Below are 15,923 nucleotides of genomic sequence, written 5' to 3'. Positions count from 1 at the left end.
TAAACACTATAGTACTCATTATAATGTGTGTTTAGTAAGCATAATTTTTAGAGTTAGAGTTATCTCACGGTCGAGATAGCTCTATTTTTGCTAAATTTGTAAAGGGTTTAACGTAATTTTCAATGAAAATAAGTTTATACTGTAGACAGAACTAAAAATAGGGGCGGTTTACTATGAAAACAGTTGTTGTATTAGGTGGCGGTATTACTGGGTTATGCACAATGCATTATCTACAGCGTCAAGTGAAGGAAAAAAATTTAGATGTTCAGCTAGTGCTCGTAGAAAAAAATACATATTTAGGTGGCAAATTATGCTCAGCCTATGAACAAGGTTTTATTATGGAAACTGGTGCTGACTCTATTGTAGCTCGCCATAAAGGTGTAATGGAGCTAGTGCAAGAGCTAGACTTTGAAGATCATCTCGTTTACAACGAAACAGGTATATCCTATATTTATACAAATAACGAGTTGCACGCCATTCCAGCGGATTCTACTTTCGGTATACCTATGAGTGTGGCATCTCTTGAGGAAAGCACACTTATCTCTGATCAGGCCAAACAAGAAGCTTTAAAAGATTTAACGTTACCCAATGCAGGTTTTACAAAAGAAAGCTCGATAGGGGAATTTTTAACTTATTATCTTGGCGAAGAGCTAGTAGAAAATCAAATTGCACCTGTTCTAGCAGGTGTCTATTCTGGTGATTTACATCAACTTTCTATTGCCTCCACTTTACCGTATTTAATTGACTATAAAAATGACTATGGAAGTATCATAAAAGGTTTTGATGCGAATCGTGAGCAATTTGTTAAAGCTGCTAATAAAAAATTTATTTCATTTCAAAATGGATTATCCTCTTTAATTGAGCGATTAGAACAGACATTAACAGAGGTAGATATCATTAAAGGGGTAGCCACAAATCATGTCCAAAAAATGGGGAACCAATATTTGCTTTCCCTAGCAAATGGACAAAACATTGAGGCAGATTATGTTGTTCTAGCGCTACCGAATGAAGCGGTTCAAAGTATATTGCAGGATGACTCCTTAACACATTATTTTGATCAGTTTACTACAGCATCAGCCATTACTATTTATCTAGGCTTTGATGTGCCTGATGCAAACTTACCTGCGGATGGAACAGGCTATATTGTATCGCATAATTCTGATGTCACTTGTAATGCAGCAACTTGGACGAGTCGCAAGTGGAAGCATACATCGAAAAACAATCAGCTACTTGTTCGCCTATTCTATAAGAGTATTAATCCGGCGTATGAGCAGTTACGTAAAATGAATGACGACGAATTGGCAGCCGTCGCATTAGAAGATGTTCGCAAAAGCCTAGGAATTGATGAAAAGCCAACCGTTGTGAATGTCACAAAGTGGATTGATCAAATGCCTAAATATGACTTAGCTCACCGGGAAGCGCTGCAAGGCTTACTATTAGAGCTGAATGAAAACTATCCGAATTTATCGATAGCGGGTTGCTCTTATTTTGGAGTAGGTATCGGCGCTTGCATTCAAAATGGGAAAAAAATTGGTGAAGAGCTTGCGGAAGAACTATCCAACTTCTAAGTTTTTAAACGAAAAATTTCTTTGTTATGTGAAATAGTCTTGACTCATTCGTCTGTAAACGATATGATTCTTTTAATTATTTAAAAAATTCATACTTAATAATTCTTATCAAGAGAAGCAGAGGGACTGGCCCATTGAAGCTTCAGCAACCAACTTTTTGTCAGGTGCTAAATCCAGAAGACCGTTGAGTCGAAGATGAGAAGGAACAATAATGATGAGTCGTTAAAGCCTTCTTTTTATATAAAAGAAGGCTTTTTATTATACAGAAATAGAGGAAGAGAGGCTAGTTTTATGGGATTGCTTGAAAGATTAAAAACACATGTATTGACGGCAGACGGTGCAATAGGCACAGTGTTGTATGGCTATGGATTGGAGTATTGTCATGAGGAAATGAATGTTCAGAGACCTGAATTAATTGAAAAGATTCATAGAGAATATATCGCAGCTGGTGCTGATATTATTCAAACGAATACGTACGGTGCCAATGCCATTAAATTAGCTCGCTATGGATTAGAATCAAGTGTCCAACAATTTAATGAAGCAGCTATTACTATTGCCAAGCGAGCTGCAGCAGATGGCAGTCAATTTGTTTTAGGAACAATTGGTGGAATTCGTGGCATTCGTAAAAGCGATGCAACTTTAGATGACATATTAGCGACCGTTGAAGAACAGGCGAGTGTGTTACTTGCAGGAAATCCTGATGGCCTTTTACTCGAAACTTATTATGATTTTGAAGAATTAACAGCGACTTTAAAAATGCTACGCACCAAAACTAATATACCGATAATTGCTCAAGTATCTATGCATGAGCCTGGTGTTCTACAAAATGGTATGTCTTTAAATCATGCGCTACATGAGTTAGAGATTCTTGGTGCAGATATTGTTGGTGTCAATTGCCGTCTAGGTCCATATCATACGATTCAAGCGTTTGAGGGTGTAGAACTTCCGGAAAAGGCATTTATGTCAGCCTATCCAAATGCTTCGCTATTAGATTTAGAGGACGGGCGTGTTGTTTATGAGTCGGAGGCTGATTATTTTGGTCGCGCTGCTGTTGAACTGCGTGATCAGGGTGTTCGCCTAATTGGGGGTTGTTGTGGTACGACACCAAAGCATATTGCAGCTGCAAAGAAGTATTTAGAAGAGCTATCACCAGTTAGTGAAAAGCATGCGAAGCCTGCAAAGATTGAGATTGTTCGTGATGCCGAGCCAGCTAAATTTGAACCACTTCATGAAAAAGTAAAGCGTGAACGCTCGGTCATCGTAGAGTTGGATACACCTAGACACTTAGAAATAGAAGGATTTCTTGAAGGGGCCAAACAACTATATGAGGCAGGTGCCGATGTAGTTATGATGGCAGACAATTCATTGGCATCTCCACGTATTAGCAATATTGCAATGGGGGCCTTATTGAAGAGTAATAATGGCGTACGCCCCTTGACACATATTACCTGTCGAGATCGTAATTTAATTGGTCTGCAATCGCATTTAATGGGGTTAAATGCCTTAGGAATTCATGATGTGCTAGCTGTTACGGGTGACCCAACGAAAGTTGGAGATTTTCCTGGTGCCACTAGCGTATACGATGTCTCCTCTATGGAGCTTATCCAACTAATTAAGCAATTAAATGAAGGGATCTCTTTCTCAGGGAAACCACTACGGAAAAAGGCAAATTTCTCTGTGGCTGCTGCATTTAACCCAAATGTTCGTGTTTTAGATCGTGCTGTGGCACGCTTAGAAAAAAAGATTGAGCATGGGGCAGACTATTTCATTTCACAGCCTGTTTATACAAAGGAAAAAATTATAGAAATATATGAAGCAACGAAGCATTTACAAGCACCGATTTATCTTGGTATTATGCCCGTTACGAGTTATAAAAGTGCAGAGTTTTTACATCATGAGGTGCCAGGCATAAAATTATCTGAAGACGCTTTATCAAGGATGAAAGCATGTGGTGAAGATAAGGAACGCGCCACACTTGAGGGCATTGCAATTGCCAAGGAATTAGTAGAAGTGGCTGCGCAATATTTCAACGGCATTTACCTTATTACACCATTTTTACGCTACGATGTGACATTAGAATTAATGAAATATATAGAGCAATTGGATGAACAGAAAAAAGGGGTAAGTATAAATGGCTAAGCACTTAATTGAAGAACAACTTGATAAACGAATACTAATTCTTGATGGCGCAATGGGAACAATGCTGCAAAATGAAAATTTATCAGCAGATGATTTTGGAGGGGAGGACCTAGATGGTTGTAATGAAAATCTAGTGCTTACTAGACCTGATGTCATTGAGAAAATTCATCATAAGTATTTAGAGGCAGGGGCAGATATTATTTGTACAAATACATTTGGTGGAACACCTCTTGTATTAAATGAATATAATCTAGGTGCAAAAGCGGAAGAAATTAATAAACGTGCAGTCGAAATTGCTCGCCAAGCGGTTGATAATTATACGACTTCAGATTGGCCCCGCTTTGTTGCAGGCGCAATGGGCCCAACAACTAAGACGTTGTCAGTAACAGGCGGTATTACATTTGATGAATTAGAAGAGAATTTCTTTGTGCAGGCAAAGGCATTGATTGAAGCAGGGGCTGATGTGCTATTGCTAGAGACAAGTCAGGATATGTTAAATGTAAAAGCAGGTACCCTTGGGGTAACTCGTGCTTTCGAGGTCACTGGTAAAGAGCTACCAGTTATGATTTCTGGAACAATTGAGCCCATGGGTACTACTCTTGCAGGACAAACTATTGATGCTTTTTATATTTCCATCGAGCATATTCAACCATTGTCAGTGGGCTTAAACTGTGCGACGGGACCTGAATTTATGACGGATCATATCCGTTCATTAGCAGACCTGTCAACGGGGTATATTAGCTGTTATCCGAATGCAGGCCTACCTGATGAAGAAGGATGTTATCATGAGTCTCCAGAATCTTTATCGCAAAAATTAAAGGGATTTGCGGAAAAGGGTTGGCTCAATATTGTGGGTGGATGCTGTGGTACAACTCCAGCTCATATTACGGCTATTCGTGAAGTTTTAAAAGATGAAAAGCCTCGTCAGCTACCAAAAAAAACGCATGGTCACGCAGTATCAGGTATCGAGCCACTTTTATACGATGATACTATGCGTCCTTTATTTATTGGGGAAAGAACAAATGTTATTGGTTCTCGTAAATTCAAAAACTTAATTATTGATGGGAAATTTGAGGAAGCGGCTGAGATCGCAAGGGCGCAAGTAAAAAATGGTGCACATGTTATAGATATTTGCTTGGCGAACCCAGATCGTGATGAGTTAGCAGATATCCGTGGCTTTATGCAGGAGGTCGTGAAAAAAGTTAAGGTTCCACTTGTTATTGATTCCACAGACGAAAAGGTTATTGAAGAGGCACTCAAGTTTTCGCAAGGGAAGGCCATCATTAACTCTATTAATCTAGAAGATGGCGAAGAACGGTTTGATGCAGTATTGCCATTAGTGAAAAAGTACGGTGCCTCGTTAGTTGTGGGAACAATCGATGAAACAGGGATGGCAGTCGATCGTCATCGGAAGCTTGAAATTGCCGAACGTTCCTATCAATTACTAACAGAAAAATGGGGAATGCAACCTGAAGATATCATTTTTGACCCATTAATGTTCCCAGTAGGAACGGGGGATGAGCAATATATTGGTTCAGCACTTGAAACAATTGAAGGAATTCGTCTCATTAAAGAAAAAATGCCCTGTGCATTAACGGTGCTTGGAGTTAGTAATATTTCGTTTGGCTTACCACCGGTTGGACGCGAAGTTCTCAATGCTGTATATCTTTATCATTGTACACAGGCTGGTTTAGATTATGCCATTGTCAATACTGAAAAGCTAGAACGGTATGCATCGATTCCAGAAGCGGAAATTAAACTAGCCAATGACTTGTTATTTAATACAAATGATGAAACATTAGCTGTATTTACGGATTTTTATCGTGATAAAAAGAAGGAAAAGACCGAAGCGGATATTCCGAAAACTGTAGAAGGTCGCTTAGCCTACTATATATTGGAAGGGACCAAAGAAGGACTTATTGCTGATTTAGAGGCTGCTCGGGAAATATTTGAGTCACCTCTTGATATTATAAATGGACCTTTAATGAATGGGATGGCTGAGGTTGGTCGTTTATTTAATGATAACCAATTGATCGTAGCAGAGGTTTTACAATCTGCTGGGGTGATGAAGGCTGCAGTTGCACATTTAGAGCAATACATGGAGAAGAACGAGGAGAGTGCGGGTAAGGGGAAAATGGTGCTTGCTACTGTAAAAGGTGATGTGCACGATATTGGAAAAAACCTTGTTGATATTATTTTAAGTAACAATGGCTATAAGGTTGTAGATTTAGGTATTAAGGTGACTCCTGCTCAATTGATAGAAGCTATTCGCAAGGAAAAGCCAGATTTCATTGGGTTATCGGGTCTATTAGTTAAATCAGCACAGCAAATGGTCACTACCGCCCAAGATTTCAAAGAGGCAGGAATTGATGTACCAATTTTAGTAGGTGGAGCTGCACTTTCTCGACGTTTTACAGAAACAAAAATTGCAGATGAATATGGTGGTCCTGTTATTTACGCAAAGGATGCGATGCAGGGATTAGAGCAGGCAAATTTATTAATGGGTGAGGGGACACGTGCAAACTTCTTAGCAGAAATAGCGGAATCTCGCCAAAAACGTTTAGAGGCAGATGAAAAACGAGCGGCACGTCCTGTCAAAGAAGTTACAATAAAGCCTGCTCGTACAGTAAAGGAAGCAGCAGTATTTTTACCAGCTGATTTGCGCCGTCATGTAAAGAAAGAATACGCTGTCTCACATTTATATCCATATGTGAATATGCGGACATTACTGGGGCATCATTTAGGGTTAAAAGGGCAAGTTCAACCATTATTAGATGCTGGCGATCCAAGAGCAACAGAGCTTAAAGATTTAGTGGATGATTATTTAAAAAGTGATCTATTAAAGCCTTCAGGTTTATATCAATTTTTCCCTGCCCAAGCAGATGGAGATGATGTAATCATTTATGATCCAGCGGATAGCAAGACAGAAATTGAACGTTTTACTTTCCCGCGTCAGCAGGTTGAACCTTTTTTATGCCTGGCTGATTTCTTAAGAACGGTAGAAAGTGGAGAAATGGATTATGTTGCACTTATGGTTGTGACAGCAGGGCAAGGAGTTATGGCAAAAGCTCGTCAACTAAAAGAAGAAGGTAAATTCCTTGAAAGTCATGCCTTACAGTCGACGGCACTAGAATTAGCAGAGGGTTTTGCTGAACGTATGCATCAAGAAATTCGGGATCAATGGGGCTTCCCAGACGTAACAGACTTCACGATGCGCGATCGTTTTGCGGCTAAGTACCAGGGACAACGTTTTTCATTTGGTTATCCAGCATGCCCAAACTTAGAGGATCAAGAAAAATTATTTGGCTTACTAAAGCCTGAGGATATTGGTGTTCATTTAACGGAAGGCTTTATGATGGAGCCAGAAGCATCTGTATCGGCGATTGTTTTTGCTCATCCTGATGCTCGATACTTCAATGTATAAGGCATAAAATATGTGGATATAGATAGTGGATTAATTGCCTATCTATATCTTCTTTTCTTGCTAATGAAGATAAGATAATTTCGGAAGGACGTGAGGAAAATGATTCGATCGATGGAAGAAAAAGATATACCTGAGGTTTTAGAAATTTATAATGATATTATTTTAACGAGCAAAGCAGTCTATCGATATGAAGTTCAATCATTAGCTGAAAAAAAGAAATGGTTTAGGGAACAGCAAGTATTAGGAAATCCGTTGCTTGTTTATGACGATAATGGGATGATATCTGGCTTTGCAACATATAGTCAATTCCGTCCTTATCCAGGTTATAAATATACAATGGAGCACTCCGTTTATGTACATAAGGACCACTATCAAAAGGGTATTGCAACGAATCTTATGCTTAAGCTAATAGAGAAAGCAAAAGAACAAGGGGTCAAGACATTGGTTGCTGGTATAGATGGAGAAAATATTGGTAGTATTAAAGCACATGAGAAACTAGGCTTTGAATATGCAGGAACCATTAAAAATGCAGGCTATAAATTTGAACAATGGCTAGATCTTGTGTTCTACCAACTGCATCTGACTGGACCTAATTCATAAAAGGATATGACAAATGTCATATCCTTTTTGTGATGTTTGCGTCTGTTGCTGACTTATACTCTTGTTTTATGATGAGGTCATAAGGAAAAGGAAAAGGAAACGAGGGAGTAAAAGATGGCAACAATTAAAGAAAAAACAAAAAAATTACGCCAGGATGTAGCGCCTTTTGCTAAATCAGATACGCGTAAAAGTGTTTTTCAAATGATCAATACCATTGTACCGTTAATTGCTTTGTGGGTGGCAGGTTACTTGTTAGTTGATGTTTCACCTTGGCTAACAGTTGGTTTAAGTGTTATTTCAGCTGGTTTTGTCGTAAGAACTTTTATTATCTTTCATGATTGTACACACGGGTCATTTTTCAAAAGTAAAAAGGCAAACGACTGGGTTGGATTTTTTACTGGGGTGTTAACTTCATTCCCATATGAAAAATGGAAACGTGAGCATACAATTCACCATGCAACGAGCTCAAACTTAGACAAGCGTGGTATCGGTGATATTGATATGATGACTGTGGAAGAATATATGCAAGCTTCAAAAGGTCAACGATTATGGTATCGCTTCTATCGTAATCCGTTTGTAATGTTTGGTTTAGGACCTTTATATATGGTACTTGTTTTAAATCGTTTTAATCGTAAGGATGCAAAGCAAAAGGAACGTACCAACACAATGTTAACGAATATTGTCATTGCCGGAGTTTGTGCCGCTTTAATCTTCTTCATGGGCTGGCAAGCGTTTTTATTAGTCCAAGGTGTAACACTATTTATTGCGGGTGCTTTAGGAATTTGGTTGTTTTATATTCAGCACACATATGAAGATTCTTACTTTGAACATGATTCTGAGTGGGATTATGTGAAAGCTGCAGTAGAAGGTAGCTCGTATTACAAATTGCCGAAAATCTTACAATGGGTTACTGGAAATATCGGTTTCCATCATGTCCATCACTTGTCTCCTCGTGTACCTAACTATAATCTGGAAAAGGCTCACAATGAAACGCCGCCATTACACACGGCGACAACGATTACTTTACGTACAAGTTTAGAATCATTGCGTTATAAGCTTTATGATGAAGAACAAGGTAAATTTGTAACGTTTAAAGAAGTCGAATTAATTATAAAACGTAAAGCAAAAGGTAGCATTGCTGCCTAGTTAAAAACAGCCATCTCAATTAGAGAGATGGCTGTTTTAAATATAGTCGAGAAAATAAGCATTATGGGCAAAAAAATAATTTTCTTGTTATAATAAGGGAAAAGTAGGAAAGAGCGTGAGATTATGTTGAGGAAATGGCATAGTATTATTCCGAATAGTCCAATGCTCAGTATATATTTATGGATTATTTTTTGCTTTCTACCGTTTTTCTTCATTTTTAGAAAATCATCCTATATAGAAATCTCTATAGGCATTACGTTTTTAATGCTATATTTTATTTTCTATCGATTTTCCATGAATTCGAAAAGCGGACTAGTATATATGTGGATCAGCTTTGAAATGGTGATTAATATTGTCATGACGATTTTATACGGTTATGTTTATCTTTCCATTTTCACAGCATTTTTTATTGGAAACATACGAAGACCAGTTGGTTTCTATATTATGTACGGTCTACATATTGGCTTTACAGTCATATCCACAGGTGCTGGCTTTTTTGTTGAGCTTCACTTATTTTTATCACAATTACCTTTTGTCGTGTTAACTATTTTAGCTGTTGTTCTTTTACCGCTTACGATTTATTCCAAGAATAAACGTGAGAACTTAGAAGGACAGTTAGAAACGGCCAATGAGCGTATTGCAGAGTTAATTGTTTTTGAAGAACGACAACGTATTGCACGTGATTTACATGATACATTGGGGCAAAAATTGTCTATGATCGGTTTGAAAAGTGATTTAGCATCAAGGTTGATTGAGCGTGATCCACAGCAAGCTTTAGTTGAGATTAAGGATATACGTCAAACTGCCAGTATTGCCTTAAAAGAGGTTCGTGAATTGGTTTCAGACATGCGTACAGCAAAATTTGAAGATGAGCTTATGCGTATTTCTCAAATATTAAAGGCAGCAGAAATGGAATTTGTCTTTGAGGGCGATAAAAATGCCTTGCAAGTGCCGCCGCTTGTAGAAAATGTTTTGTCTATGTGCTTAAAAGAGGCTGTTAATAATGTTGTAAGACATAGTGGTGCGACAAAATGCGAAATAGCTTTCCATCAAAATTTTAAAGAAGTTTACTTAGTAGTTCGTGATAATGGACAAGGAATTACGAAAAAACAAGCGTGGAAAACTGGGAACGGGTTAAAAGGAATGCGAGAGCGATTAGAGTTCATCAATGGTTCCTTCAAAATTGAAAGTGTGGACGGTACGACATTATCAGTAACTGTTCCAGTGGCTATTACGCATCAAAGTGTGAAAGAAAATCTGAAGAACATATAGAAAAGAGGCTTGTGACATGATACGAATTGTGATTGCTGAAGATCAGGGGATGCTATTAGGCGCTCTTCGCTCTTTACTTAGTATGGAGGAGGATATGGAGGTTGTTGGCTTAGCAAAAAATGGTGAGGAAGCATTGATGCTTGTTGAAGAGCACCAGCCTGATATTTGTATTATGGATATTGAAATGCCGGTTAAAACTGGCCTTGATGCAGCAGAAGAAATGCATGGCTCTGGCTCGGATTGTAAAGTCATTATTTTAACTACATTTGCCAGACCAGGTTATTTCGAGCGTGCTAGAAAAGCTAGTGTAAGGGGATATTTATTAAAGGATAGCCCTATTGAGGAATTGGTTTCTGCCATCAGGACTATTATGGATGGTAAACGAATTTATGCCCCTGAGCTCGTTGATTTTGTGTATGAGGATGATAGTGAAAATCCTCTAACTGAGCGAGAAAGTCAGGTGCTGACTCTTGTGGCAGAGGGCAAAACAACGAAGGAAATTGCCGCAGAGCTATTTTTATCTGCTGGAACTGTTCGTAATTATATTTCAACGATTTTAGAAAAATTAAACGTAGGTAATCGTATCGAAGCCATTGCACGCTTTAAAGAAAAAGGATGGAATAAATAAGAAAAGAACCTTATCGCATGAAGCGGCAAGGTTCTTTTCTGTTTTACTTATTGCGTTTTGTTAAGCGTCCAAGAACGAATGCACCTGCAGCTACAGCAAGAACTGTATTCGTCTTTTTCGTAAACACTTGTTTTGTGACAAGGTTAAGGTTTTGAGGGCGTTCAGCTAGGCGACGCATAAAGTAACCGTACCAATCTTCGCCGAATGGAACATATACACAGAAGTTATAGCCTTCTTTAGCTAGCTCTTTTTGCATATCTGTACGGAATCCATAAAGCATTTGGAATTCGAATTTATCAAGTGGAATATTATGATCAGCTACAAAGCGTTTAACATGAGCAATAATATTATGGTCATGTGTAGCAATGGACGTAAATTTACCATGTAGTAAATGATATTCAATTAACTCAATAAAGTTTAAATCGATATCCAATTTATCTTGATAAGCAACTTCAACAGGCTCTTTATAAGCTCCTTTTACGATACGTAAACGATAGTCCTTGAATTTTTCGATATCATCTTTTGCACGGTAAAAGTAAGATTGAATCACAGTTCCAACATTATTAAATGTTTTAGACAATTCTTCTACCATATCAAAAGATGTTTGAAGACGCCCAAAATCCTCCATATCGAAGTTAACAAATATATCATAAGCAGCCGCTTTTTCAACAATTTCATACAGATTGTCATAGCAGAAATCTACATCAATATCTAAGCCTAATTGAGAAGGCTTTAATGAGATATGTGCTTTTACATCATTTTCATGAATAGCTTCTACCACAGAGAGAATTTTATCTTTTGCAGCAGTTGCTTCTTCTTTACTTGAAACAAATTCACCAAGGTTATCTACTGTACATGAGATATTATGTGCATTCAGTTCTTTGATGCTTGCAATTGTTTCTTCAATATTTGTACCAGCTACTACACTTTGTGCTCCTAATTTTAGGCCATATTTCTTTGCAGCACTATTCAATAGTTGGTTTTCGGAAAGCTGGATGAAAAAATCGCGTAATAACATGGTCATTCTCCTAACTGCATTTTCTTTTTAGTATATCATAAATTATTAAATCTATATTAAATCTGCTTAACAATTATTTCATTTCAAGTATTTGCATACGCTCATTAAAAAGTGCAGGGTAACTTAAAAAACCAATCATGATACTTGATAATGTCGCCGTTGTTAGGAGAGCGAAGATGATCAAAAGTTGAAATTGTACAGCCTGAATGGGGTCGGCACCACCAATAATTTGGCCGCTCATCATACCTGGTAGCTGTACTAAGCCAATTGTTTTTTGGCTTTCAATAGTGGGGATCATACTCGCCTTTACGGCATTGATAAGTTGTCGATGAACAGCTTGTTTGGGTGTGCCTCCAAGAGACAAAATTAATTCCATTTGATCTTTATGGCTAGTAATTTCAGCCGTAAATCGGTTTAAAAATAAAATGGATAACACCATTGAATTGCCAATTAGCATACCACTAATGGGAATAATATACTGAGCGGTCGCTGGCACAATGTTAAAGCCAAGCAAGACACCTTGTGTAATGATTTCTATCATCACAAGTGTCAGTGCTATTTTCCAGGTGATCCCTTTAATGCCTTCTCCTTTTTTTCGAGCATTAAACGTAGCGACTAGTATCATTAACGCAACCATAAGAAAAATGTATACATAACTATTTGCATCAAAGACAAATTTTAATATATAGCCAACAGCGAGCAATTGAACGATAGACCGAAGGGTTGCAATAAGCGTATCTTTTTCAAGTCCTAATTTTAATGTTTTGGATAGCAGTAGAGGGATGCACACGAAAATTAATGTTAGTGATAAAGACGTATAAGTCATATGTTAGCCCCCTGTACAAATTCTGCTACGCGTGGGTTAGTCGGTGCTTTAAGTAAAGCACTCTTGCCAGTTTCAATTAGCTCCCCATTCATCATGACCCATGTATAGTGTCCGATCGTTAATGCTTGTTGCAAATTATGAGTAATCCAAATCATCGTCACATTATATTTTTTATTAATAGTGGCGATGAGCTTTTCAATTTCCTTAACAGATTGGCGATCCAGTGCAGAAGTTATTTCATCTAATAATAAGATAGAGGATTGATTAATAAGAGTTCTTGCTATCGAAACCTTTTGACGCTGTCCTCCTGATAATTCATTTGTGGATTGGTGTAAGAAGCTTTCATCTAAGCCAACATCCTCTAAATATTGAATGGCCTCCTGTTGAGAAAGTTTTTTCCCCTGCAATGTCAGTGGAAGTGCGAGGTTTTCCTTTACAGTGCCAGCAATCATAGGAGCAGCTTGTAGGGCGATACCAACATGTCTTCGTAATGCTGAGGGCTCATAATTTGAGATGGGCTCATTATCAATAAGTATATGTCCATTTGTCGGTGAAAGAAGGCCATTACATAATTTAAGCAGGGTTGTTTTACCTGCACCAGAAGGGCCGACGAGAGTGGTAATTTGACCTTTCGGAAACGATCCAGTAATTGACTTTAATATCATTTTGTCATTTACTGAGAATTGAACTTGTTGAAAGTGAATGGCAGGCTCGTATAGCGTATTCATGTCGTGAAACTCCTTTGCTATAGTCAGTAAAATAACTGTAGCATGAAATGAAGGAAAGATGCAGTTTAAATATAAGCTTTTAGAAATGAAGGGGGAATAGGGAATGGAGATATTGTATTTTGATACGTTAACGTTTGCACAAGGTGCTATGTACATTGTAGCCACAAATGATGGACTCGCCTATATTGGAACACCTAATGCATCATTTGATGAGGTTAAGGAGTGGGCAAAAAAGCCTTTTAAAGGTTATAGCTTTGAAGAAAATAAAGAAAAATTGCAACCATATAAGGAACAATTAACAGCCTACTTTAACAAGGAACGGACAGAATTTGATATACCTATCCATGTAAAGGGGACACCTTTTCAATTAGCTGTGTGGGACGCCCTAAAAGAATTACCCTATGGTTCAACAACATCGTATGGAAGCATCGCAGAACGTATTGGGAACCCCAAAGCAGTCAGGGCTGTAGGTAGTGCTATTGGTGCAAATCCAATATTAGCTATTATTCCATGCCATCGTGTCATTGGCAAAAATGGTCAATTAACAGGTTTTCGTAGTGGACTTGATGTAAAACAATTTTTATTAGAACTAGAGAAAGCTTAATACTTTCATTAACCATTAGTTCAACAAAATGAAATCTGCCTGCTATTTTATTAATAGCAGGGCAGATTTTTCTTTTGTCTATATGTGTTGTTCTTCTTGTTGGACATTATTTTGGGTTTTACCGAAGTGTGTTAAACGATGGGCAAAGGTTTCTCCTCGAACCGCAGAACTCTTAAAAATATCTTGGAATTCGTAGGCGGGAGCTCCATGTTCCATGACATCTAAACCAGCAATTTCTTCTTCCGCCGTTACACGTAAAGGTACAAAAGCTTTAATGATAAATATTCCAGCTGCTACAGATACACTAACCCAGGCTATTGTAGCAATAACACCGATCGCTTGAATGCCTAGCAAACTCAAGCCTCCACCATAAAATAAGCCTTGCCCGTTACTATCAAATAATCCAACGGCTAGTGTGCCCCATACACCGCAAATACCGTGTACAGCAATTGCACCAACTGGATCATCTACTTTTAGCTTCCATTCAATGAATCGTACACCTTCAACAAGTAATGGAGCGGCGATAAGGCCGATTATAATAGAGCCGATAATGCTGACATTCGCTGCACCCGCTGTAATTCCTACTAGTCCTGCTAGTGCGCCATTTAATGTGAGGGAGCCGTCAATATGTCCATAACGGAACTTCGTATAGAAGGAGGTTGCTACGACACCAGCGGCCGCTGCAAAAAATGTATTTGCGATGACATTTGGAACAAGTTCAGGATCTGCAGCTAAAGTGGATGCGCCATTAAAGCCAAACCAACCAAACCAAAGTAAAAATACGCCTAATGCTCCTAATGGAATACTATGACCTGTAATAACATTTACTCGACCATTTTCATATTTACCTAGTCGTGGTCCAACCATAACTGCGGCGATAAAGGCGGCTACAGCTCCCGTTAAATGAACGACTGTTGAGCCAGCAAAATCCACAAAGCCTAAATCAGTCAACCAACCTTGACCACTCCAAACCCAATGGCCTACAACAGGATAAACGACTAATGACATAAGTATAATGACTCCGATATAAGCAAAAATATTAGTACGCTCTGCCACAGCACCAGATAAAATAGTTGCTCCTGTTGCAGCAAACATTGTTTGAAAGATAAAGAATGAGAGATCATCGACTCCGTTTAAAGCGAAGCCACTTATGCCGAAAATACCACCTACACTGTCACCAAACATAATTGCGTAGCCACATAAAAAATAGACAATTCCCCCTAGGGAAATAGTTAGAAAATTTTTCATGATGATGTTAACAGCATTTTTTGAACGCGTAAATCCTGCCTCTACCATAGCAAATCCAGCATGCATAAAAAATACTAAAATTGTGCCTAACATCACCCAAATTAAATTAACAGATAACAATAGTTCATCCATCTATATCGCCCCTTTATTCTACTGCAATCGATCCGACTTCTTTTGTTCGGATACGAATCGCTTGTTCTACTGGATAAATGAAAATTTTCCCATCACCAACCTTGCCAGTTGCTGCTTCGCGCAATAGTATTTCTACAATGCCATCCACTTTACTATCATCTACAATCATTTCTAATTTCAATTTAGGTAAAAACTCAATTTCATACGTATTACCACGAAATAAACCAGTCCTCCCTAATTGACGGCCACAACCTGCGATTTCAGATACGCTTAGTCCTGCAATCCCTTGTTGTGCCAGACCGTCCCGAACGGCTCCAAAAACCTCAGGACGAATGATGACCTCGATTTTTTTCATCTGTACCAGCTCCTTGCGTAATTTTAATTTACATGTTAAATCGCCTGAAACAGTAGTGCAATTACTTTTTTGAAATCCGTGTTATGTTTTATTACACAGATTATTTTTATTCTCGAAATAGTTGCTGAAAAAAGGTTTTAGAATGGGAATGAAAGCGGTACTAAAATTTGTGTCTAAAATATGAACAGTTCTAAATTTTCTGACTATTAATGTTAAAAAACCTTACATTAGAGAG

The 15,923-nt window shown here is 38.2% G+C and carries 13 protein-coding genes and 1 riboswitch; of the genes, 8 read left to right on the top strand and 5 right to left on the bottom strand.

Annotated features, from left to right (window positions below; all coding sequences use genetic code 11):
• Positions 1 to 173 precede the first annotated feature (173 nt).
• The 7 genes from B3D94_RS12155 to B3D94_RS12125 all read left to right on the top strand — a co-directional run bounded on the left by B3D94_RS12155 (position 174) and on the right by B3D94_RS12125 (position 10,777).
• Positions 174 to 1,568: a protoporphyrinogen oxidase gene (locus B3D94_RS12155; RefSeq protein WP_291757401.1), complete on the top strand. Its 1,395-nt coding sequence runs from the start codon at positions 174 to 176 to the stop codon at positions 1,566 to 1,568.
• 102 nt (positions 1,569 to 1,670) lie between these two features.
• Positions 1,671 to 1,770, top strand: a riboswitch (SAM riboswitch).
• An 89-nt stretch (positions 1,771 to 1,859) separates the two neighbouring features.
• The gene (locus tag B3D94_RS12150) at positions 1,860 to 3,707 is read left to right on the top strand and encodes a bifunctional homocysteine S-methyltransferase/methylenetetrahydrofolate reductase (RefSeq protein WP_291757399.1); all 1,848 of its coding nucleotides are present in this window, start codon (positions 1,860 to 1,862) and stop codon (positions 3,705 to 3,707) included.
• Complete coding sequence (gene metH / locus B3D94_RS12145) at positions 3,700 to 7,131, top strand: methionine synthase (RefSeq protein WP_291757397.1); 3,432 nt, start codon at positions 3,700 to 3,702, stop codon at positions 7,129 to 7,131. The genes B3D94_RS12150 and metH overlap by 8 nt, the downstream gene beginning before the upstream one ends.
• A 99-nt stretch (positions 7,132 to 7,230) precedes the next feature.
• Positions 7,231 to 7,731 carry a GNAT family N-acetyltransferase gene (locus B3D94_RS12140; protein ID WP_291757395.1) on the top strand — a complete coding sequence of 167 codons (501 nt, stop codon included), beginning with the start codon at positions 7,231 to 7,233 and terminating at the stop codon, positions 7,729 to 7,731.
• Between the two features lie 114 nt (positions 7,732 to 7,845).
• Entirely contained in the window at positions 7,846 to 8,877 is a 1,032-nt protein-coding gene (locus tag B3D94_RS12135) for a fatty acid desaturase (protein WP_069482756.1), read from the top strand.
• A gap of 123 nt (positions 8,878 to 9,000) precedes the next feature.
• A complete protein-coding gene (locus tag B3D94_RS12130; RefSeq protein ID WP_419182593.1) occupies positions 9,001 to 10,149 on the top strand; it encodes a sensor histidine kinase in 1,149 nt (382 codons plus the stop codon).
• Positions 10,150 to 10,165: 16 nt separating this feature from the next.
• Positions 10,166 to 10,777 carry a response regulator transcription factor gene (locus B3D94_RS12125; protein WP_069482753.1) on the top strand — a complete coding sequence of 204 codons (612 nt, stop codon included), beginning with the start codon at positions 10,166 to 10,168 and terminating at the stop codon, positions 10,775 to 10,777.
• Positions 10,778 to 10,820: 43 nt separating this feature from the next.
• Here B3D94_RS12125 and B3D94_RS12120 read toward each other — a convergent pair whose 3' ends face one another.
• The 3 genes from B3D94_RS12120 to B3D94_RS12110 all read right to left on the bottom strand — a co-directional run bounded on the left by B3D94_RS12120 (position 10,821) and on the right by B3D94_RS12110 (position 13,349).
• A complete protein-coding gene (locus B3D94_RS12120; RefSeq protein WP_008173705.1) occupies positions 10,821 to 11,795 on the bottom strand; it encodes a proline dehydrogenase family protein in 975 nt (324 codons plus the stop codon).
• Positions 11,796 to 11,868: 73 nt separating this feature from the next.
• A complete protein-coding gene (locus tag B3D94_RS12115; RefSeq protein ID WP_069482752.1) occupies positions 11,869 to 12,621 on the bottom strand; it encodes an ABC transporter permease in 753 nt (250 codons plus the stop codon).
• Positions 12,618 to 13,349: an ABC transporter ATP-binding protein gene (locus B3D94_RS12110; protein WP_193833172.1), complete on the bottom strand. Its 732-nt coding sequence runs from the start codon at positions 13,347 to 13,349 to the stop codon at positions 12,618 to 12,620. Before B3D94_RS12110 ends, B3D94_RS12115 begins: the two co-directional genes overlap by 4 nt.
• Before the next feature lie 103 nt (positions 13,350 to 13,452).
• Here B3D94_RS12110 and B3D94_RS12105 point away from each other — a divergent pair, with 103 nt between their 5' ends.
• Positions 13,453 to 13,953, top strand: a complete 501-nt coding sequence (locus B3D94_RS12105) for a methylated-DNA--[protein]-cysteine S-methyltransferase (RefSeq protein WP_291757389.1) — start codon at positions 13,453 to 13,455, stop codon at positions 13,951 to 13,953.
• 78 nt (positions 13,954 to 14,031) lie between these two features.
• Here the strand turns inward: B3D94_RS12105 and B3D94_RS12100 are convergent, their stop codons facing one another.
• Together B3D94_RS12100 and B3D94_RS12095 are read right to left on the bottom strand one after the other, a co-directional pair.
• Positions 14,032 to 15,333 carry an ammonium transporter gene (locus tag B3D94_RS12100; RefSeq protein ID WP_069482749.1) on the bottom strand — a complete coding sequence of 434 codons (1,302 nt, stop codon included), beginning with the start codon at positions 15,331 to 15,333 and terminating at the stop codon, positions 14,032 to 14,034.
• A 13-nt stretch (positions 15,334 to 15,346) separates the two neighbouring features.
• Entirely contained in the window at positions 15,347 to 15,688 is a 342-nt protein-coding gene (locus B3D94_RS12095) for a P-II family nitrogen regulator (RefSeq protein WP_012291989.1), read from the bottom strand.
• Between the last annotated feature and the right edge of the window lie 235 nt (positions 15,689 to 15,923).

The organism is Lysinibacillus sp. UBA5990 (assembly GCF_002429815.1).
Classification (GTDB): Bacteria; Bacillota; Bacilli; order Bacillales_A; family Planococcaceae; genus Lysinibacillus; species Lysinibacillus fusiformis.
Note: the sequence above shows the minus strand (reverse complement) of the source record. Positions and strands in the feature narration are given on the sequence as shown.